This is a genomic window from Streptomyces sp. NPDC032472 (assembly GCF_040636955.1).
Taxonomy (GTDB): domain Bacteria; phylum Actinomycetota; class Actinomycetes; order Streptomycetales; family Streptomycetaceae; genus Streptomyces.
Window position 1 is genome coordinate 17,635 of record NZ_JBEZVK010000066.1, and the last position, 18,850, is coordinate 36,484.

General features: G+C 72.6%; 18 protein-coding genes. 8 read left to right on the top strand and 10 right to left on the bottom strand.

The window, feature by feature from the left end:
• Window positions 1-77 precede the first annotated feature (77 nt).
• From AB0F11_RS30725 to AB0F11_RS30740, 4 genes are all read left to right on the top strand, one after another.
• Window positions 78-1,433 carry a tetratricopeptide repeat protein gene (locus AB0F11_RS30725; protein ID WP_362180654.1) on the top strand — a complete coding sequence of 452 codons (1,356 nt, stop codon included), beginning with the start codon at window positions 78-80 and terminating at the stop codon, window positions 1,431-1,433.
• A gap of 136 nt (window positions 1,434-1,569) precedes the next feature.
• A complete protein-coding gene (locus AB0F11_RS30730) occupies window positions 1,570-2,193 on the top strand; it encodes a GntR family transcriptional regulator (protein ID WP_362180694.1) in 624 nt (207 codons plus the stop codon).
• A gap of 254 nt (window positions 2,194-2,447) precedes the next feature.
• The gene (gene aceE / locus AB0F11_RS30735; RefSeq protein WP_362180657.1) at window positions 2,448-5,135 is read left to right on the top strand and encodes a pyruvate dehydrogenase (acetyl-transferring), homodimeric type; all 2,688 of its coding nucleotides are present in this window, start codon (window positions 2,448-2,450) and stop codon (window positions 5,133-5,135) included.
• A 152-nt stretch (window positions 5,136-5,287) separates the two neighbouring features.
• The gene (locus AB0F11_RS30740) at window positions 5,288-5,806 is read left to right on the top strand and encodes a DUF4240 domain-containing protein (protein ID WP_362180697.1); all 519 of its coding nucleotides are present in this window, start codon (window positions 5,288-5,290) and stop codon (window positions 5,804-5,806) included.
• 36 nt (window positions 5,807-5,842) lie between these two features.
• Here the strand turns inward: AB0F11_RS30740 and AB0F11_RS30745 are convergent, their stop codons facing one another.
• Window positions 5,843-6,613 (bottom strand): SDR family oxidoreductase, encoded by a 771-nt coding sequence (locus AB0F11_RS30745; RefSeq protein ID WP_362180660.1) that lies wholly within the window; start codon window positions 6,611-6,613, stop codon window positions 5,843-5,845.
• An 85-nt stretch (window positions 6,614-6,698) separates the two neighbouring features.
• On the opposite strand from AB0F11_RS30745, the gene AB0F11_RS30750 reads away from it, so the two are divergent.
• Complete coding sequence (locus AB0F11_RS30750; protein WP_362180663.1) at window positions 6,699-7,388, top strand: TetR family transcriptional regulator; 690 nt, start codon at window positions 6,699-6,701, stop codon at window positions 7,386-7,388.
• On the opposite strand, the gene AB0F11_RS30755 is transcribed toward AB0F11_RS30750, so the two are convergent.
• The gene (locus AB0F11_RS30755; protein ID WP_362180666.1) at window positions 7,360-7,677 is read right to left on the bottom strand and encodes a MazG-like family protein; all 318 of its coding nucleotides are present in this window, start codon (window positions 7,675-7,677) and stop codon (window positions 7,360-7,362) included. The two genes, AB0F11_RS30750 and AB0F11_RS30755, sit on opposite strands and share 29 nt — an antisense overlap.
• 336 nt (window positions 7,678-8,013) lie before the next feature.
• Between AB0F11_RS30755 and AB0F11_RS30760 the strand changes: the two genes are divergently transcribed.
• Window positions 8,014-8,208, top strand: coding sequence for a hypothetical protein (locus AB0F11_RS30760; RefSeq protein WP_362180669.1), 195 nt, complete (start codon window positions 8,014-8,016; stop codon window positions 8,206-8,208).
• A 95-nt stretch (window positions 8,209-8,303) separates the two neighbouring features.
• On the opposite strand, the gene glnA is transcribed toward AB0F11_RS30760, so the two are convergent.
• Entirely contained in the window at window positions 8,304-9,713 is a 1,410-nt protein-coding gene (gene glnA, locus AB0F11_RS30765; RefSeq protein WP_361906614.1) for a type I glutamate--ammonia ligase, read from the bottom strand.
• Between the two features lie 185 nt (window positions 9,714-9,898).
• Between glnA and AB0F11_RS30770 the strand changes: the two genes are divergently transcribed.
• Window positions 9,899-10,366: an RDD family protein gene (locus AB0F11_RS30770; RefSeq protein WP_362180672.1), complete on the top strand. Its 468-nt coding sequence runs from the start codon at window positions 9,899-9,901 to the stop codon at window positions 10,364-10,366.
• 201 nt (window positions 10,367-10,567) lie between these two features.
• Here AB0F11_RS30770 and AB0F11_RS30775 read toward each other — a convergent pair whose 3' ends face one another.
• The 5 genes from AB0F11_RS30775 to AB0F11_RS30795 form a co-directional block, all read right to left on the bottom strand.
• Window positions 10,568-11,266, bottom strand: coding sequence for a DUF4191 domain-containing protein (locus AB0F11_RS30775; protein ID WP_362180675.1), 699 nt, complete (start codon window positions 11,264-11,266; stop codon window positions 10,568-10,570).
• Between the two features lie 10 nt (window positions 11,267-11,276).
• The gene (locus AB0F11_RS30780; RefSeq protein ID WP_361906651.1) at window positions 11,277-11,474 is read right to left on the bottom strand and encodes a hypothetical protein; all 198 of its coding nucleotides are present in this window, start codon (window positions 11,472-11,474) and stop codon (window positions 11,277-11,279) included.
• Window positions 11,475-11,753: 279 nt separating this feature from the next.
• Window positions 11,754-12,701 carry a lipoyl synthase gene (gene lipA, locus AB0F11_RS30785; RefSeq protein WP_362180678.1) on the bottom strand — a complete coding sequence of 316 codons (948 nt, stop codon included), beginning with the start codon at window positions 12,699-12,701 and terminating at the stop codon, window positions 11,754-11,756.
• A gap of 108 nt (window positions 12,702-12,809) precedes the next feature.
• Entirely contained in the window at window positions 12,810-13,610 is an 801-nt protein-coding gene (lipB, locus tag AB0F11_RS30790) for a lipoyl(octanoyl) transferase LipB (RefSeq protein WP_362180681.1), read from the bottom strand.
• Window positions 13,611-13,697: 87 nt separating this feature from the next.
• The gene (locus AB0F11_RS30795) at window positions 13,698-14,051 is read right to left on the bottom strand and encodes a hypothetical protein (RefSeq protein ID WP_362180684.1); all 354 of its coding nucleotides are present in this window, start codon (window positions 14,049-14,051) and stop codon (window positions 13,698-13,700) included.
• Window positions 14,052-14,224: 173 nt separating this feature from the next.
• On the opposite strand from AB0F11_RS30795, the gene AB0F11_RS30800 reads away from it, so the two are divergent.
• Complete coding sequence (locus AB0F11_RS30800; RefSeq protein ID WP_362180686.1) at window positions 14,225-15,667, top strand: regulator; 1,443 nt, start codon at window positions 14,225-14,227, stop codon at window positions 15,665-15,667.
• A gap of 108 nt (window positions 15,668-15,775) precedes the next feature.
• Here AB0F11_RS30800 and AB0F11_RS30805 read toward each other — a convergent pair whose 3' ends face one another.
• Both AB0F11_RS30805 and AB0F11_RS30810 read right to left on the bottom strand, forming a co-directional pair.
• Window positions 15,776-17,032, bottom strand: coding sequence for an NAD(P)/FAD-dependent oxidoreductase (locus AB0F11_RS30805; RefSeq protein ID WP_362180689.1), 1,257 nt, complete (start codon window positions 17,030-17,032; stop codon window positions 15,776-15,778).
• 180 nt (window positions 17,033-17,212) lie between these two features.
• The gene (locus AB0F11_RS30810; RefSeq protein ID WP_362180691.1) at window positions 17,213-18,115 is read right to left on the bottom strand and encodes a TIGR01777 family oxidoreductase; all 903 of its coding nucleotides are present in this window, start codon (window positions 18,113-18,115) and stop codon (window positions 17,213-17,215) included.
• Window positions 18,116-18,850 lie beyond the last annotated feature (735 nt).

The window sequence follows — 18,850 nt, forward strand, 5'->3', positions numbered from 1 at the left end:
TCACCGAGGCGGCCGCCATCCAGCGCCCCCTCGCCGAGGACCACCCCGCCGCCCACCTCCCCGACCTCGTCACGACGGTGCACAACCTCGCCGTGGCCCGGGCGGAGACCGGGGACCCCCAAGGGGCGCTCACCGACTTCACCGAGGCCGTCGACCTCTACCGGGCCCTCGCACAGGACAACCCCGCCGCCCAGCTGCCCAACCTCGCGAGGGCGCAGCGGAACCTCGCCACCGCCCTGGCGGACACCGGGGACGCGCGGGCCGCCCTGACCGCCCTCAGCGAAGCCGTCGACCTCTACCGGTCCCTTGCCCGGCAGGACCCCGCCGCGCATCTTCTCGGGCTCGCGGGCGCCCTCGGCGACCTGGCCCGCACAGCCGGCGTCCGGGAGGCCCTTGCTGCCTACGCCGAGGCGGAGCGGGCGCTCGCCGCGCATCCGGAGTCGGCGCGCTTCCTCGCCGTCCTGCGTGCGGAGTTGGAGGTGAACGCCGGTGATGCCGAGGCGGGCCTCCGTGTGCTCGTCTCCCTGTCGGGAGGCCGGGAACCGGATCGGGCCGCGCTCCGTGCACGGCAGCTCCTGCGCGCCCGGAGCCGGTCCGGTGACGGGCACGCGGCCGAGGTCGCCGCCCTCTGGCGCGAGGCGGCGGGGGCCGCACCTCCGGCCTGGCTGTTTTTGCCGCCGGCCGCCTTCGACCTGGCTTCGGCATGGCTCGCCTGCCCGAGCTGGGCCGCTTCCCGTGCGTTCTGGGACGAGCACGGCGCAGACCTCGGGTTGCCGGAGACGCTGTCGGCACTGGAGGAACTCACGCTGGTCGGCGGCCGGTACACCGAGGAGCACCTGCGGATCGCACGGGAGGTGGAGGCCGTCGGCCCGGACGAGGCCTTCCGCCCGTACCTCACCGGCGAACTGCTCGACGCGTGGATGATCCTCCCCACCTGGGAGGAGTCCCGGATCCACCTGGCGGAGCACGCGGCAGTCCTGCTGCACGACCAGGCCCTCGGACTGCTCGGATCCGAGCTCGACACGGCCGCATCGGCTGTGCACTTCGCCCTGCTCAGCGTGGCCCGCGCAGAAGGAATCCCCGCCGCCTACCGGTACCTGGAGGACCGCGCCGCCGTGGACGAACGGCTCCACCGCCTCATGGAGGCGCCCGAGGTGGACCCGGAGCTCCTCTACGCGCTGGGGCTCCTGGAGCTCCACATCCACGAGGACGAGTTCACCAGCACCGCCCATCTCGCCCTGGCAAACGCCCTGGACGGCGAGCCGGTCGCAGCCCAGGCCGAACCCACCCATTGGCCCCCGGCCACCCCCGCTGCCCGCACCCGGATCGTCGGGGAGATCGCCGCGCTCATCGGCCGCCGGCCGGCCCGCGCCCCCGCCCTCGGGGCCCTGATCCAGGAGATCCTGGCCGTGGCCGAAACCGAGACCGGGTGACCGGACCGCAGCGGCTGTAACCAGCCTCACCCGGCGGCCCCGTGCAGGGACGCACCCCGTTGGCCTACTCCGCCGTATTGTCTACGCATCAGAGCTGTGCGCTGTGCATGCCCCCACAGGAGATGAAGCCCCGATGATCACCCCACCCGTCGTGCACTCGCTGCGCGAGCAGATCCGCGAGCACATCGTGGAGGGGATCGTCAGCGGGCGCTGGAAGCCCGGTGAGCGGATCGTCGAGCGGCGGATCGCCGTCGAGCTGGAGGTCAGCCAGACGCCCGTGCGCGAGGCGCTGCGCGAGCTGGAGACGCTGCGGCTGATCGAGTCGGCGCCGAACAAGGGCGTGCGCGTACGGAACCTGTCGGCGGCGGACCTGGAGGAGATCTACCCGGTCCGGGCCGGCCTGGAGCAGATCGCGGCCGAGCTGGCCGCGCCGCGGCTGGCGGCGGACTGCTCGGCGCTGGAGCCGCACGTCGCGGCGCTGTGGGAGGCGGACCGGAGCGCGGACGGCACGGCGCAGGTCCGGCACACGGTCGGCTTCCACCGGGAGATGGTGCGGGCGGCCGGGAACAGCGTGCTGCTGCACACCTGGGAGAGCCTGGGCATCGAGGTGTTCACGGCGCTGTCCATCCGCTGGCTGGGCACCGTGCAGAAGTCGTACGCGGAGGAGCACGCGGCGCTCGTGGAGGCCTTCCGGAACCAGGATCCGGACATCGGTGTGCTGGTGAAGCGGCATGTTCTGGGATGCGCGCCGCGGGCGTGAGGCGGGCGTGAGGCGGACCACAAAGCCGGCTGGGCGATGCTCTTGTCCCGATTTGCCCGGCACCGAGTGTCTGTTTTGCTGACACCCGGTGCCGACTTTTCGTGGATGTCCCTTAACTTCGCCGCAACCATTTGATCGATCATCGATCAGGGTTTTACAGTCTCTGACGGACCCCACCTGGTCCGCCCACCCTGTCCTGCCCGTCAGGGATCTTCTTCACCACCTCTCCATTGTCCGGAAGGCGGCGCACACCGATGTCCGACCCCGTAGCAAAGCTTCCGAGCGAGCTCGACCAGCTCCCGGACCGCGACACCGAGGAGACCGCCGAATGGGCGGCCTCCCTCGACGCCGTCGCCAAGGCCGCCGGTACGCGCCGCGCCGAATACCTGCTCCGCCGCACCCTCCAGCACGCCGAGGCCGCCGGCCTCGCCCTGCCGAAGCTGCTGGAGACGGACTACGTCAACACCATCCCCACCTCCGCCGAGCCGGCCTTCCCCGGTGACGAGGAGATGGAGGCCCGCATCACCGCGTGGAACCGCTGGAACGCGGCCGCCATGGTGACCCGCGGCTCCAAGTACGGCGTCGGCGGCCACATCGCCACCTTCGCCTCCGCCGCCTGGCTGTACGAGACCGGCTTCCAGCACTTCTTCCGCGGGAAGGAGGCCGACGGCTCCGGCGACCAGCTCTACATCCAGGGCCACGCCTCCCCCGGCATCTACGCCCGCGCCTTCCTCGACGGCCGCATCTCCGAGCAGCAGCTCGACAACTTCCGCCAGGAGTCCGGCGGCAACGGCCTGCCGTCCTACCCGCACCCGCGGCGCCTGCCGTGGCTGTGGGAGTTCCCCACGGTCTCCATGGGCCTCGGCCCGCTCTCCGCGATCTACCAGGCGCGCTTCAACCGCTACCTGGAGAACCGCGGGATCAAGGACACCTCCAACTCGCACGTCTGGGCCTTCCTCGGCGACGGCGAGATGGACGAGCCCGAGTCGACGGCCGCCCTGGCCCTCGCCTCCCGCGAGCGCCTGGACAACCTGACCTTCGTCATCAACTGCAACCTGCAGCGCCTCGACGGTCCGGTCCGCGCCAACTTCCGCGTGGTCCAGGAGCTGGAGGCCCAGTTCCGCGGCGCCGGCTGGAACGTCGTGAAGACCCTGTGGGGCTCCGCCTGGGACGAGCTGTTCCGGCTCGACACCACGGGCGCCCTGGTCCGCCGCCTGCGCGAGACCCCGGACGCGCAGTTCCAGACGTACGCCACCCGCGACGCGGCCTACATCCGCCAGCACTTCTTCGGCGGCGACCCGGCCCTGGTGGCCCTCGGCGGCCTGCTGTCCGACGCGAAGATCGCCGAGTGCTTCCACACCTCCCGCGGCGGCCACGAGCCCCGCAAGGTGTACGCCGCGTACAAGGCCGCCCTGGAGCACAAGGGCGCCCCGACGGTGATCCTGGCGCAGACCGTCAAGGGCTACACCCTGGGTGCCGGGTTCGAGTCGAAGAACGCGAACCACCAGATGAAGAAGCTGACGATCGACGAGTTCAAGGGCATGCGCGACCTGCTCGGACTCCCGATCCCGGACAGCGCCTTCGCCGACGGCGTGGTCCCCTACGGCCACCCGGGCACCGACTCCGCCGAGGTCCGCTACCTCCAGGAGCGCCGCGCGGCCCTCGGCGGCCCGGCCCCGGCCCGCCGCGTGCACCACGTGGCCCTGCCGCAGCCCGCCGACAAGTCCTTCGCCCCGCTGATCAAGGGTTCCGGCAAGCAGGAGATGGCCACCACCATGGCCTTCGTCCGCCTCGTCAAGGACCTGATGCGGGACAAGGAGACCGGCCGCCGCTGGGTGCCGATCGTCCCCGACGAGGCCCGCACGTTCGGTATGGAGTCGCTGTTCCCCTCGGCCGGCATCTACTCGCCGCTGGGCCAGACGTACGAGCCGGTCGACCGCGACCAGCTGATGTACTACAAGGAGGCCAAGGACGGCCAGATCCTCAACGAGGGGATCACCGAGGCCGGCGCCATGGCCGACTTCATCGCCGCCGCCACGTCGTACGCGACGCACGGCGAGACGATGATCCCGTTCTACATCTTCTACTCGATGTTCGGCTGGCAGCGCACGGGCGACCAGATGTGGCAGCTCGCCGACCAGCTCGGCAAGGGCTTCATCGTCGGCGCCACCGCGGGCCGCACCACCCTGACCGGTGAGGGCCTGCAGCACGCCGACGGCCACTCGCACCTGATCGCCGCCACCAACCCGGCGTCGCTCAACTACGACCCGGCCTTCGCGTACGAGATCGCGGTGATCGTCAAGGACGGTCTGAAGCGGATGTACGGGGAGAACCCGGAGGACGTCTTCTACTACCTGACGGTCTACAACGAGCCGAAGCCGCAGCCGGCCATGCCCGAGGGTGTCGAGGAAGGCATCGTCAAGGGCCTGTACCGCTTCAACACCGCGGCCGACCTCGACGGGGCCGCCCCGGCCGCCGACGCCCCGAAGATCCAGCTGATGGCCTCGGGCACGGCGATCCACTGGGTGCTGGAGGCGCAGCGCCTGCTCGCCGCCGAGTGGAACGTGTCCGCCGACGTCTGGTCCGCCACCTCCTGGGGCGAGCTGCGCCGCGAGGCGCTGGAGTGCGACGAGGCGGCGCTGCTGCGCGGCGAGGAGCGCACCCCGTACGTCACCCGCGTGCTGGAGGGTGCCCCGGGCCCGGTCCTGGCGGTCTCCGACTGGATGCGCCAGGTCCCGGACCAGATCAGCCAGTGGGTCCCGCAGGACTACACCTCGCTGGGCACGGACGGCTTCGGCCTCTCCGACACCCGTGAGGGCGCCCGCCGCCACTTCGGTGTCGACGCGCAGTCCATCGTGGTCGCGGCCCTGGCCCAGCTGGCCCGCCGCGGCGAGGTGCCGGCGTCCTCCGTGAAGGAGGCGCGCGAGCGCTACGGCATGTAAGGCTGCCGACGTATACGAAGGCGGCCCGCACCCCTCGGGGAGCGGGCCGCCTTCGGCATGTCCGAGCCGCGTCGGGCCACCGCCGGGCCGGTCATACTGTCGGATTCTCGCGGTGGCGGGCTGTCGGCGGACCCCTGATGCTGGAACCCGTGATGGACGAGACGGAGTTCTGGGAGATCGTCGACAGCACCCGGGCGGCCGCCGAGGGCGACCCCGAGGAGCACGCCGACCTGCTCGTGGAGCGGCTCGCGCAGCTCGATCCGGACTCCGTCCTGGACTTCGCCCGGCATTTCGAGGCCCGCTACAACCGGGCGTACACCTGGGACCTGTGGGGGGCGGCCTGGGTGCTCCTCGACGGGGCGAGCGACGACGCGTTCGACTACTTCCGCTGCTGGCTGATCGGCCAGGGGCGGGAGGTCTTCGAGGGCGCGGTGCACGATCCGGACCAGCTGGCGGAGCTCCTCGACGAGTTCGACGAGGAGATCGACGGGGACGGCGAGGAGCTCGGGTACGCGGCCGACGAGGCGTACGAGCAGCTGACCGGCCTGGTCGCGCCGGACCTGGGGATCGCGCTGCAGCCGGCGGAGCCGGAGGGCGCCCCGCTGGACTTCGAGGACGAAGCCGTGCTCGCGGAGCGCTTCCCCCGGCTGTGGGAGCGCTTCAGGTCGTAAGGCGGCCGGTGCGGCCCGACCGCCGTTCGCTGCGGCTCAGTAGTGCGTGCCGCCGTCGATGCGGATCTCCGTACCGGTGATGAAGGCGCCGTCCTCCGAGCCCAGCATGGCGACGACGCCGGCCACGGTCTGCGGGCCGGCGAAGCCCTGGCCGATGGCGGGGGCGAGCTTGGCGAACAGGCTCCAGTCGGTGTCCTCGGGCAGGCCGGGGCCGGTGCCGGTGGTCATGCCGCTCTCGATGGAGCCGGGGGCGACGGAGACGAAGCGCAGGCCCTGCTTGCTGTACTCGGCGGCCAGGGCGTGCGTCATGGACTGGATGCCGCCCTTGCTGGCCGCGTACGCGGACATGTACGGGTGCGCGAACGACGCCGAGGTGGAGCTGAAGTTCACCACGGCCGGGCGGTCGCCCTCCAGCAGCGCCGGCAGCGATTCGCGGATCATCAGGAAGGTGCCGGTCAGGTTGACCTGGATGACCTTGTTCCAGAGGTCCAGGGTGGTCTCGTGGGTGTGCGCGGAGCGCAGGATGCCCGCGGCGTTGACCAGCACGTCGAGCCCGCCGAGCAGCTCGACGGCGGCGGCGGTGCCCGAGCGGACGGCGGCCTCGTCGGATATGTCGAGGAGGGCGGTGGTCAGCCGGTCCGCGTGGCCGTCGGCGAGGGCCTGGTCGGCGGTGGCCTTGAGGCCGGCTTCGCTGACGTCGACGGTGTGGACGCGGCCGCCCTCGGCCAGGATGCGGTGGACGGTGGCCTGCCCGATGCCGGAGCCGCCGCCGGTGATGAGGACTCGGCGTCCTTCGTAACGGTTCATGGCACGAGCGTACCGTCGCCTTGGCACGTTTTGCCAGGGCGTCAAAGCATGCAATGAACGTCACCGTACGGGGTACGCTTCACCCGTGAGATCCCCTCGTCCGTACTCCCCCGCCACCGGCCCCGGAGCCCAGTCGCTGACCGAGCGCCGCAAGGCCGCCACCCAGCTCGACATCGCCCGCGCGGCGTGCGCCCTGTTCGCGGAGAACGGCCCCGACGGCACCACCGCCGAGGACATCGCACACCGCGCCGGCGTCGCCCTGCGCACGTTCTACCGCTACTTCCGCAACAAGCAGGAGGCCGTGGCCCCGCTCCTGGCCACCGGCGGCGACACCTGGCGCGCCCTGCTCGCCGAGGAGGCCCCCGGCACGCCCCTGGCCGAGGCCCTGGAGCGGGCCGTCACCCGCTCGCTCAGCGACGGGCAGGCCAACATCGAGGAGGGCCTGGAGGTCACCCGCGGCCTGCTGCGCGCGGCCGCGACCGATCCGGCGCTGCGCGCGGTCTGGTACCGGGTGAACCAGGACTCCGAGGAACACCTGGTGCCGGTGATCGCCCGGCTGGCCGGCGAGGACGCCGACCCGCTGGGGGTCCGCCTCCTCGCGGCGGCCGCCACGGACGCGATCCGCATCGCCCTGGAGCTGTGGTCGACCACCGACGCCCCGGGCTCCGGCCCGGGTTCCCCGGCCGAGCTGGCCGTACGCTGCCTGCGCGAGCTGACGGGCGGGATGGCGCTGCTCGGCGGCCGGGTCACAGGAACCGGTCGGACTTCAGCCTGAGCTGCTCGGCGAAGTACCCGGCCGCGTCGGGCCGCATCCGGGTCAGGGCCACCATCGCGGTCACGATGACGTCGGCGACCTCGGCCTCCACATCGCTCCAGGTGTGCGAGGCGCCCTTGCGGGGGTTGGTGCCCTTGGCCCCGATCACGGCCTGCGCGGCCTCCCCGAACTCCTCACCGATCTTGAGGATCTGGAGGGTGATGCTCTCCTCGTGCGGCATCCCGCGCTCACGGTCGTGCGCGTCGAACCGCGCGGCGAGCGCGGCCACGGTCTTCCACTGGTCGTCCATACCCCGAACCTAGCGGGTGCCGGCACACCCCCGGAGCAAGATCACGAAAGGCCCCCGACCAGAAGCTCTACCACCACCCCGGCGGCAGCGGCCCGTTCAACGTGGACAAATCCGGGCACTGGGACGGGTACGTCACTCCCGACACGCCGACCCGGAACTACTACGGCCTGACCGAGCAGGAGAGCGTGCCGTGCGTGCCGGGCGAGAAGCCCGCCCAACCCGAGGCCCCTCCGGCGGCGATAGGCACCTGCACGATCGGGAAGCAGCCCGGCAAGACGTCGACCACCGGTACCTGTACGGGGCAGGCGCCCGCAGGGCAGGCAGCGCCACTCCCGGGTGGCGGTCCGGCTGGAGGGGTGGACGCCCGGCCAGTCGCTCGACCTCGACCCCCGCCCGAAGGTCGTCGCGGACAAGGACGGCAAGGCGACGGCGACCGTGCAACTGCGCGGCTCCCAGGAGTTCAAGGTCGTCTTCAAGACGGAGGACGGGAAGAAGGGTTCCGTCCCGTGCACGCTGGCGAAGCCGAAGTAACACGCCGAAACGACACAGCGGCCCCGCCGCTCTCCGTCGGAGAGGGGCGGGGCCGCCGTTCGCACAGGGTGCCCGGGGCGTGGAGCCCTGGAGGCTTAGAGGTCGAAGTAGAGCTCGAACTCGTGCGGGTGCGGACGCTGCGCGATCGGGGCGATCTCGTGCGTGCGCTTGTAGTCGATCCAGGTCTCGATCAGGTCCGGGGTGAAGACACCGCCGGCGAGGAGGTACTCGTGGTCCTCCTCCAGGGCCTTGAGGACGTCCTCCAGGCTGGTCGGGACCTGCGGGACGTTCGCGTGCTCGTCCGGGGAGAGCTCGTAGAGGTCCTTGTCGATCGGCTCCATCGGCTCGATCTTGTTCTTGATGCCGTCGAGGCCCGCGAGGAGCAGCGCCGAGAAGGCGAGGTACGGGTTCGAGGACGGGTCCGGCGCGCGGAACTCGACGCGCTTGGCCTTCGGGTTCGAGCCCGTGATCGGGATGCGCATGGCGGCGGAGCGGTTGCGCTGCGAGTACACCATGTTGACCGGCGCCTCGAAGCCCGGCACCAGGCGGTGGTACGAGTTCACCGTCGGGTTGGTGAAGGCGAGCAGCGACGGCGCGTGCTTGAGGATGCCGCCGATGTAGTAGCGGGCGGTGTCCGACAGGCCCGCGTAGCCGGCCTCGTCGTAGAAGAGCGGCTCGCCGCCCTGCCACAGCGACTGGTGGACGTGCATGCCCGAGCCGTTGTCACCGAAGATCGGCTTCGGCATGAAGGTCGCGGTCTTGCCGTTGCGCCAGGCGACGTTCTTCACGATGTACTTGAAGAGCATCAGGTCGTCGGCCGCGGCCAGCAGCGTGTTGAACTTGTAGTTGATCTCGGCCTGGCCGCCGGTGCCGACCTCGTGGTGCTGGCGCTCGACCTGCAGGCCCTGGGCGTCCAGCTCGAGGGAGATCTCGGCGCGCAGGTCGGCGAAGTGGTCGACCGGGGCGACCGGGAAGTAACCGCCCTTGTAGCGGACCTTGTAGCCGCGGTTGTTCTCCTCGGAGCCGGTGTTCCAGGCGCCGGCCTCGGAGTCGATGTGGTAGAAGCCCTCGTTCGCGGTGGTCGCGAAGCGCACGCTGTCGAAGATGTAGAACTCGGCCTCGGGACCGAAGAACGCGGTGTCGGCGATGCCGGTGGAGGCGAGGTACGCCTCGGCCTTCTTCGCGATGTTGCGCGGGTCGCGGCTGTAGGCCTCGCCCGTGATCGGGTCGTGGATGAAGAAGTTGACGTTCAGCGTCTTGTCGCGGCGGAACGGGTCCAGGCGGGCGGTGCTGATGTCGGCGCGCAGCGCCATGTCGGACTCGTGGATCGCCTGGAAGCCGCGGATCGAGGAGCCGTCGAAGGCGAGCTCCTCCGCCGGGTCGAACGCCTTCGCCGGGATGGTGAAGTGCTGCATCACACCGGGCAGGTCGCAGAACCGGACGTCGACGAACTTGACGTCGTTGTCCGCGATGTACTTCTTGATCTCGTCGGCGTTCTGGAACATCCAACTCCTCCTAATCCCGATCCCGGGGGAGGGACGGGCTGTATAGCTCCTGGTGCGTCAGTGCGGTGCCGCACGCTGACCCGACCATAAGCAGGCGGGATTTCCCAAGCATGACCCATTTGTTTCGCACAAGTTAACCAGGGTCCGGCCGGAGGGGCCCGGAGCACCACAGGTACGGTGGTCGGGTGGACAACAGGCAAGCAATCGGATCGTGGCTCTCCGGCCCCCGCGCGGCGGCCGAGGACATGGGCGTCGACTTCGGCTACCCGGGCCAGCGGCTCGGCCTGCCCCAGCAGGGCCCCGGCTCCGCGGCGCGCTTCGGACGCCGCCTCAGCGGTGTCGCCATCGACTGGATCGCCTGCCAGGTGATCGCATACGGGCTGATCACCGGCGGCAACGCGGCCGCGACGGGCAACTGGACGCTGGCCCTCTTCGTGGCCCTGAGCATCCTGACCGTCGGCACGGTCGGCTTCACTCCCGGAAAGCGCCTCGTGGGCCTGCGGGTCGTCTCGGAGAGCGGCGGCCGCCTCGGCCTCGGCCGGGTCGTGCTGCGCACGCTGCTGCTGGCCCTGGTCATCCCGGCGCTGATCTGGGACCGCGACGGGCGCGGCCTGCACGACCGTGCGGCCCGCGCCGTCCAGGTCCGCATCTGACCGCACGGCGCGCGGCGCGCGGCGCGCGGCGCGCGGCGCACGGCGCACGGCGCGCGGCGCACGGCGCACGGCGCACGGCGCACGCGCCCCACGCCGTCCGCCGCGCCACCGGCAGACAGCCACATACAGGGGCGCCCCCGCAGCCTTCCGGCTCGGGGGCGCCCCTGCATGTGTATACGAGCTGTGTATACGAAAAGCGGGTCAGCGCATCTTTCCGCCGCGCGGCATCCGCATGCCCTTGGGCATCGGGCCCTTCGGCAGCGGCATGTTGCTCATGAGGTCGCCCATGGCCCGCAGCTTGTCGTTGGCCTGGGTGACCTGGGGGCCGGCCAGCACGCGCGGCAGCTTGAGCAGGGTGGTGCGGAGCTTCTTCAGCTCCACCTGGCCCTCGCCCTTGCCGACGATGAAGGAGTGCACCGGCACGTCCGGCATGATCCGGGCCAGCTTCTTCTTCTCGGCGGCCAGCAGGGGCTTGACCCGGTTGGGGTTGCCCTCTGCGATCAGCACGACGCCGGCCTTGCCGACGGCCCGGTGGACGATGTCCTGGCTGCGGTTCATCGCGACGGCCGGGGTGGTCGTCCAGCCCCGTCCCACGTTGTCGAGGACGGCCGCGGCCGCGCCCGGCTGCCCCTCCATCTGCCCGAAGGCAGCCCGCTCGGCGCGGCGCCCGAAGACGATCGCCATCGCGAGGAACGCCACCAGGAAGCCCAGGATGCCCAGGTAGACCGGGTGGCCGATCAGGAAGCCGATCGCAAGGAAGACACCGAAGGTGACGATTCCCACGCCCGCGAGGACCAGACCGACCTTCGGGTCGGCCTTGCTCGTCATTTTGTACGTGAGGGCGATCTGCTTCAGTCGCCCAGTGTTCGCAGCAGTCTCTGCGTTTGACTTCCTCGCCATACAGCGAAGTTTACGTGGCCTGGGGAGCCCGGGTCGCCGCGGCCTCGAGTACGTGCTCGGTTTCGACCCGGTCCTTCGCCCGGCGCCGGTCCTCCAGGACGGCGCTCCAGGCGTTGCGTCGGGCACCGCTCATGAGGAGCGATTCGAAGCCCCGCAAGGCGTCGGTGAACGACGGAATGGCAATGGCGCGTACGGGCGCGGCCTGCATGATGGCGATCCCTTTCACGGTGCTCACGTCGGTCTGGATGCACAGCGGTGGGGGTGGCAGCGGTGTGCGGCGGTGTGCGCGGTGCGTTGACCTATGGTCACTGATTGGTGTTACCAGGGCATGACCTGCGGGTCAAACGGTGATGAAACATTTACGCGGCCCGTCGGCTCCTCTTCACACGAAGAGCCTACGGGCCGCGTCGATGCGGTGTTACTTACCGGTAAGTGTTTGTGCGTGAGTTCACAGAGTCCGTAGTGCGGTCCGCGTCACACGCCGGCCTCAGACGGCCGCGCGCTTCTCCATCGCCTGCTGGTAGAGGCGACCCGCCCGGTACGAGGAGCGGACCAGCGGGCCGGACATCACGCCCGAGAAGCCGATCTCCTCGGCCTCCTTCGCCAGCTCGACGAACTCGTCCGGCTTCACCCAGCGCTCGACGGGGTGGTGCCGCGGCGAGGGCCGCAGGTACTGGGTGATGGTGATGAGCTCGCAGCCCGCCTCGTGCAGCTCCTTCAGGGCCTCCGAGACCTCCTCGCGCTCCTCGCCCATGCCCAGGATCAGGTTGGACTTGGCGACGAGGCCGTAGGCGCGGGCCTGCCGGATGACGTCGAGGGAGCGCTCGTAGCGGAAGCCGGGGCGGATCCGCTTGAAGATCCGGGGCACGGTCTCCACGTTGTGGGCGAAGACCTCGGGGCGGGAGGCGAAGACCTCCTCCAGCAGCTCCGGGACCGCGTTGAAGTCGGGGGCCAGCAGCTCGACCTTGGTGTGGCCGCCCTCGCGGCCCGCGGTCTGCTGGTGGATCTGGCGCACGGTCTCCGCGTACAGCCAGGCGCCGCCGTCCGCCAGGTCGTCGCGCGCGACGCCGGTGATGGTGGCGTAGTTCAGGTCCATCGTGACGACCGACTCGCCGACGCGGCGCGGCTCGTCCCGGTCCAGGGCCTCGGGCTTGCCGGTGTCGATCTGGCAGAAGTCACAGCGCCGGGTGCACTGGTCGCCGCCGATGAGGAAGGTGGCCTCGCGGTCCTCCCAGCATTCGTAGATGTTCGGACAGCCGGCCTCCTGGCACACCGTGTGCAGCCCCTCGCCCTTCACGAGGTTCTGCATCTTCGTGTACTCGGGACCCATCTTCGCCCGGGTCTTGATCCACTCGGGCTTGCGCTCGATGGGGGTCTGGCTGTTGCGGACCTCCAGGCGCAGCATCTTGCGTCCGTCGGGTGCGACTGCGGACACGACCGGCTCCCTGTGACTGTGATTCCTCGGCGCCCACCAGGGTACGCCCGTAATTTCGTACGCTCTTACGTCGGCCAACCTGCAGGCGGCCGGACGCATTCCCCGGGGCTAGGCGCCCGCGGCGGTCTCGATCTCGCGCGGCCGCAGCTCGGCGTGCTCCAGTACGTCCTTCAGGTGCTTCTCGACGACCGGCACGATCTCGGCCATGGTGACCTCGCGGCCCAGTTCGTACGAGAGCGAGGTCACACCCGCGTCCCGGATGCCGCAGGGCACGATCCGGTCGAACCAGGTGTTGTCGGGGTTCACGTTGAACGAGAAGCCGTGCATCGTGACGCCCTTGGCCACGCGGATCCCGATCGCCGCGAGCTTGCGGTCCTCGCGGCGCTGGCCGGCGTTGGACGGGGCGTACTCGGGGCCGTTGAGCCGGGCGTCGAACTCCTCGTCGTGCAGCCGCGGGTCGAGGTCGAGGGAGAGGCCGCCGATCCTGGGGCGCTCCTCGACGGGGTCGCCGAGGACCCACACGCCGGAGCGGCCCTCGACCCGGGTGGTCTCCAGGCCGAAGTCGGCGGCGGTGCGGATCAGCGCCTCCTCCAGGCGGCGCACATGCGCGACGACGTCCACCGGCCGCGGCAGCTTCATGATCGGGTAGCCGACGAGCTGGCCGGGGCCGTGCCAGGTGATCTTGCCGCCGCGGTCCACGTCGACGACGGGCGTGCCGTCGAGCGGGCGCTCGCTGTCGTCGGTGCGGCGCCCGGCCGTGTACACGGGCTCGTGCTCCAGCAGCAGGCAGGTGTCGCCGATCTCGTCCGCGAAGCGGGCCGCGTGGACCCGGCGCTGCTCCTCCCACGCCTCGGTGTACTCGACGTAGTCCGGCCCGAAGCCCAGATGGACAAACCCAAGCTCAGCCACCGCAGCGCCTCCTCATTGAACCTGCTGTGTGCACGCATCGCACCGGTCCAGGGTACGGCGGCCCTTCCCGAGCCCCTCCCGGGCCCCTCAGGCGCCCACCGCCGGAGGCTCGGCGGCCGGTTCCGGGGCCGGTTCCGGGGCCGGTTCGGGACCCGGTTCCGGGGCCGGTTCCGGGGCGGGCAGCAGCCTGGGCGGCCTGCGCCCCTTGGGCGGCCGGTCGGGGTCCTCGTCGGCGCGCGGCAGCCGCCGGTGGCCCTCCGAGTGGTCGTTGACCCAGCCGCACACGCCGCACGCGTACCGGCCGTCGAGCCCGGCGATGTACGTGCCGCACCGGCGGCACTCGGCCTCGGTCAGCTCGGGCGCGGGCAGCGGCGCGGTGGTGTCGTCGGCGCCCCCGCCGGGGGCGGGCGGCTGCGCGGCGGCGGGTGATCGGGAGGCCATGTCACGCAGCGTACGCGGGTGGTGTGGACTCGTCCGTAAAGAGCCCTACCGATTCTGCACACGATCGGATGAATCTGGGGCAGAGGGGGCGGCGTAGGGGAAGTTCGCCGCTACATTCACGCCGTTCACAGGGCCGGGACCCCGGTCCGTCACGTCAGGAAACCGTGGAGCCGATGACGGAACGACCCGCGCAGCACGTCCCCAACCGCCAGCTCGCGGCGCTGATCGCGGAAGCCGGGTTCTCCAACGCCGGTCTGGCCCGCCGCGTCGACCAGCTGGGCCTGGAGCACGGCCTCGATCTGCGGTACGACAAGACCTCCGTGACCCGGTGGCTGCGCGGGCAGCAGCCCCGCGGCACCACCCCGGCGCTGATCGCCGAGGTCTTCACCCGGCGCCTGGGCCGCCGGCTCTCCGCGCAGGACCTGGGCCTGGACGCCTGCGCGCCGGTCTACGCCGGCCTGGAGTTCGCGGCCACCCCGGAAGAGGCGGTGGACATCGCCAGCGGACTGTGGCGCAAGGACTCCGGCTCCCACGCCGAGCTGCGGAAGATCGCATTCACCCCGGCCGGGCTGGTGGTGCCCAGCCGGGACTGGCTGATCGGGCGGCCCGACGAGCGGGTGGGCCGCGGCGCGGACCCGGCCGCCGCGGCCCGGGTCCCGATGCAGGGGCGCACCTCGGTGCCCCGCCAGCGGCAGATCGACCGCGGACCGGGCCAGCGGGTCACCGGCGGGGACATCGCCGCACTGCGCTCGGTCAGCGAGCTGTTCAAGACCCTCGACCAGACCTACGGCGGCGGTCACGCCCGCCAGGCCCTCGTGCGCTACCTGGAGCACGAGGCCGAGCCGATGCTCCGCGGCACCTACGGCGAGACCACCGGCCGCCGGCTCTTCGCGGCCGCCGCCGACCTGACCCGGCTGGCCGGCTGGACCTCGTACGACATCGCCGCGCACGGGCTCGCCCAGCGCTACTTCGTCCAGGCCCTGCGGCTCGCCCAGGCGGCCGCGGACCGGCCGTACGGCAGCTACGTGCTGGTGACCATGAGCCGGCAGGCGGTCTACCTCGGCCACGGCCGGGAGGCGGTGCAGCTGGCCCGCGTCGCCCAGCAGGGCGTCGGCTCCGGCCCCCCGCCGGTGGTCCAGGCGCTACTGCACTCCGCCGAGGCGCGCGGGCACGCGGTGCTGGGCGAGGTCCGGGCGGCGACGGCCGCGCTGGTGCGCGCCGAGCGCTCCCTGGGGGCGGCCCGGCCCGGGGACGACGTGCCGTACTGGGCGAAGTTCTTCGACGAGGCCCAGCTCGCCGACGAGTTCGGGCACTGCCACCGCGACCTCCAGCAGTACCGGGCCTCGGCGCAGCACGCCGAGCGTTCGCTGCAGCTGCGGGCGCCGGCCTTCGCCCGCTCGCGGCTGTTCTGCCGGGTGGTGCTGGCCACGGCCCGGCTGGGACTGGGCGAGCTGGACCAGGCGTGCGCCCTGGCCGCGGAGGCGGCGCAGCAGGCGATGGAGATGCGCTCGGTGCGCGCGGTGGAGTACGTACGGGACTTCGAGCGGCGGCTGGAGCCCTACCGGGACGCGGCGGCCGTACGGACCTACCGGGACCGGGTCGCGGCGCTGTCGTAGGCGGCACCGTCGTGAGCGGCGCCGACGTGAGCGGATAAGACGTGAGCGGCGCCGACGTGAGACGGGCCCGGTTCCGCCGGGCGGAACCGGGCCCTTCGCCGGTGGTTCTCAGGCCACCGCCGGGAGGCTGCTCTCGGCGGTGGCCGGAAGCCGGATGCCGAAGTCGCGCAGGACGGCGGTGGAGGCGCGCCGGGCGGAGTGCAGCGCGCCCTGGACGGTGTTGGCGTCGCGGTGGTCGCCGCACACGTACAGCCCGGCCAGGACCCGCACCGGGCGCCGCAGGTCGTACGGGGGCGGCATCGCCGGCACGGCCTCGGGGGCGTGGTGGACGGCGAGGAGCTCCCAGTCCCGGGTGGCGGTGTCGTACAGCCGGGCCAGGCGCGAGGCGACGGTACGCACGGGCGGCGGCGGCCCGAGCACGGTGGTGGTGACCAGGCTGCGGCCGGCGGGGGCCCGCGTCGGGTCGACCGCGCTCATCACGGCAGTGTGCGCGACGGGCCACCGGGGGTCGCCGTCGAGCAGGAGCGAGCCGTCCCGGGGCAGCGGGGCGGCGGTGGCGTGGTGGATGACGGTGACCTCGTGGAAGCCGGGCACCCGCAGCCCGGGCAGCAGCCCGGCGGCGGCCCGCGCCCCCGTGGCCAGGACGAGGGAGCGGCAGCTGAACTCGCCGTGCTCCTCGGTGGTGACGCGCTGGGTCGCCACCGAGCGGACGCGGACCCCGGTGCGGACGGTGCCGGGCGGCAGGGCGGCGGCGAGCAGCCGGGGCAGGGTCGCGGCGCCGCCCTCGGGCACGGCGAGCCGGCCCCGGGCGAAGGCGCGCAGGGCCAGGTCGGCGACGCGGCTGGAGGTGGTGAGCTCCGGGTCGCGCAGCAGGGCGGCGAGCAGCGGGCGCAGCGTCGTGCCGAGGGCGCGGGAGCGCAGGGCGGCCGCGGCGGTGCGCTCGGGCCGGGCGAGGACGCGTTCGACGGGGGTCACGGCGAGCCGGCCCAGGTAGGCGCTGAGCCGGGCCTGGTCGAAGGAGCCGCTGGCCAGCGCGCGGGCGGGGGTGGTGGCCCCGGCGCGCAGCGGTTTGCCGTCGGTGTGGACGAGGACCCCGGGTGCGAAGGGCCGCAGGACCAGGGAGCCGAGGCCGGGGGTCCGGTCGAGCTCCGTGTACGAGGTGTTGAGCAGCTGGCCGACCCGGTCGAGCCGGAAGCCGTCGGCGTGCTCGGTGGCCATCCGGCCGCCGGGGTCGTCCGCCGCCTCCAGGACGGTGACGGTGACCCCCGCCGCGATCAGGTGCTGTGCCGCCGCGAGTCCTGAGACCCCGGCTCCTACGATGACGACGTCCGCATGCTGTGCGGCGTGGTGCGAGCTGCTGAGCACGTGCCCCTCCCCGAGGTCGGCGCGGCTGTGTGGGGATCCTCCTTCCCCCAACGGGCTCCAGGGGAACCCGAGTTCGGTGCGGTATTACGGTCGGATCCGGTCGCACGACGGTCGCACACGGGTCACAAACGGTCGCACGGGGAGGGCGCGTGCGTGTCGCCCGGAAGCGGAAGCGGCTGCTCAGGCCGCCGGCCGCGCGAGCGCCGCCCGGATCGCCTCGTCGATGCCGGGGTGGCGGAAGACGAACCCCGACTCCAACAGCCGGACCGGCCGCGCCCGCTGACTGCCCAGCACGTCCTGGGAGAGCTCGCCCAGGACCGCGCGCAGGACGGGCGCCGGCACCGTGAGCAGCGTCGGGCGGCGCAGCACCCGCCCCATCGCCGCGGTCACCTCGCGGTTGGTCAGCGGCTCGGGGGCGGTCAGGTTGACCGGGCCCGACAACTGCGGGGTGTCGACCAGGTGCCGCAGGGCCGCGATCTCGTCGTGCAGGGAGATGTACGACCAGTACTGGCGGCCGCTGCCCAGCCGGCCGCCGAGCCCGGCCCGGAAGACCGGGAACATCCGGCCCCACGCGCCGCCCTCGCCGGCGACCACCAGGCCGGTGCGGGCGAACACCGTCCGCACCCCTGCCCGGCGGGCCGGGTCTGCGGCCGCCTCCCACTCCACGCACACCTCCGGCAGGAAGCCGCGCCCGGGCGGGGCCGTCTCGTCGACGGGGCGGTCGCCGGTGTCCCCGTAGTAGCCGACGGCCGAGCCGCTGACGAAGACCGCGGGCGGCTCGTCCAGCGCGGCGACCGCCCGGGCCATCGCCGCGGTCCCCTCGACCCGGCTGGCCCGGATCTCCTCCTTGTACGCGGCGGTCCAGCGGTGATCGCCGATCCCGGCGCCGGCCAGGTGGACCACCGCCGCGCAACCGGCCAGGGCGGCGGGGTCGACGCCACCCCGACGCGGATCCCACCGCGCCTCGTCGGCCGCGGCCGGCTCCCGCCGCACGAACCGGACCACGTCGTGGCCGTCCGCACGCAGCGACCGCACGAGTGCCCTGCCGATGAGCCCGCTGGCCCCGGTAACCGCGATACGCATGCCCCCATGATGCCGCCACCGCCCCACGGACCCCGGCACATCCACCCGCCCGCCGCCTTCAAAGCGGCGGGCGGCCTCCAGCCCCGCCGCCTCCGAAGCGTTGGGTGGACCTTTCCAGCCCCGCCGCCTCCGACGCGGGGGGGGTGGACCCTTCCAGCCCCGCCGCCTCCGACACAGGGGTAGGGCATTCCAGCCCCGCCGCCTCCGACGCAGGGGTAGGGCATTCCAGCGCCGCCGCCTCCGACGCAGGGGTGGGGCATTGCAGCCCCGCCGCCTTCGACGCAGGGGTGGGGCATTGCAGCCCCGCCGCCTTCGACGCAGGGGTGGGGCAATCCAGCCCCGCCGCCTCCGACGCAGGGGTGGGGCAATCCAGCCTCGCCGGCGTTTGAGGCGCGGGGTCTGGGGCGGAGCCCCAGCAGCCCGGCCCCGCCGGCCTTCGCAGCCGCGGCCCGACCATTCCAGCCCCGCCGGCGCTTGAGGCGCGGGGTCTGGGGCAGCGCCCCAGCAACCCCGAGCCAGCCCATGGTTGTCGCAGCCGGGGTCGGGCATTCCAGCCTCGCCGGCGCTTGAGGCGCAGGGCGTGGGGCGGCGCCCCGAGGAACCCGGCTCCGCCGGGCAGGGGGGGGGGGGGGGGCGGGGCGGGGGGGGGGGGGGGCCGGCGGGGGGGGGGGGGGGGCCCGGGGGCGGGGTTGCACGGTGGGGCCGGGCGCCGCCCCCGGGGGCGCCCCCCGCCCC

What these genes read in the sequence shown, in the direction of transcription:
- aceE (WP_362180657.1), top strand. Translation starts at nt 2,448, where the DNA reads ATGTCCGACCCCGTAGCAAAGCTTCCGAGCGAGCTCGACCAGCTCCCG.
- AB0F11_RS30740 (WP_362180697.1), top strand. Translation starts at nt 5,288, where the DNA reads ATGGACGAGACGGAGTTCTGGGAGATCGTCGACAGCACCCGGGCGGCC.
- AB0F11_RS30745 (WP_362180660.1), bottom strand. Translation starts at nt 6,613, where the DNA reads ATGAACCGTTACGAAGGACGCCGAGTCCTCATCACCGGCGGCGGCTCC.
- AB0F11_RS30755 (WP_362180666.1), bottom strand. Translation starts at nt 7,677, where the DNA reads ATGGACGACCAGTGGAAGACCGTGGCCGCGCTCGCCGCGCGGTTCGAC.
- glnA (WP_361906614.1), bottom strand. Translation starts at nt 9,713, where the DNA reads ATGTTCCAGAACGCCGACGAGATCAAGAAGTACATCGCGGACAACGAC.
- AB0F11_RS30775 (WP_362180675.1), bottom strand. Translation starts at nt 11,266, where the DNA reads ATGGCGAGGAAGTCAAACGCAGAGACTGCTGCGAACACTGGGCGACTG.
- AB0F11_RS30780 (WP_361906651.1), bottom strand. Translation starts at nt 11,474, where the DNA reads ATGCAGGCCGCGCCCGTACGCGCCATTGCCATTCCGTCGTTCACCGAC.
- AB0F11_RS30795 (WP_362180684.1), bottom strand. Translation starts at nt 14,051, where the DNA reads ATGGCCTCCCGATCACCCGCCGCCGCGCAGCCGCCCGCCCCCGGCGGG.
- AB0F11_RS30800 (WP_362180686.1), top strand. Translation starts at nt 14,225, where the DNA reads ATGACGGAACGACCCGCGCAGCACGTCCCCAACCGCCAGCTCGCGGCG.
- AB0F11_RS30810 (WP_362180691.1), bottom strand. Translation starts at nt 18,115, where the DNA reads ATGCGTATCGCGGTTACCGGGGCCAGCGGGCTCATCGGCAGGGCACTC.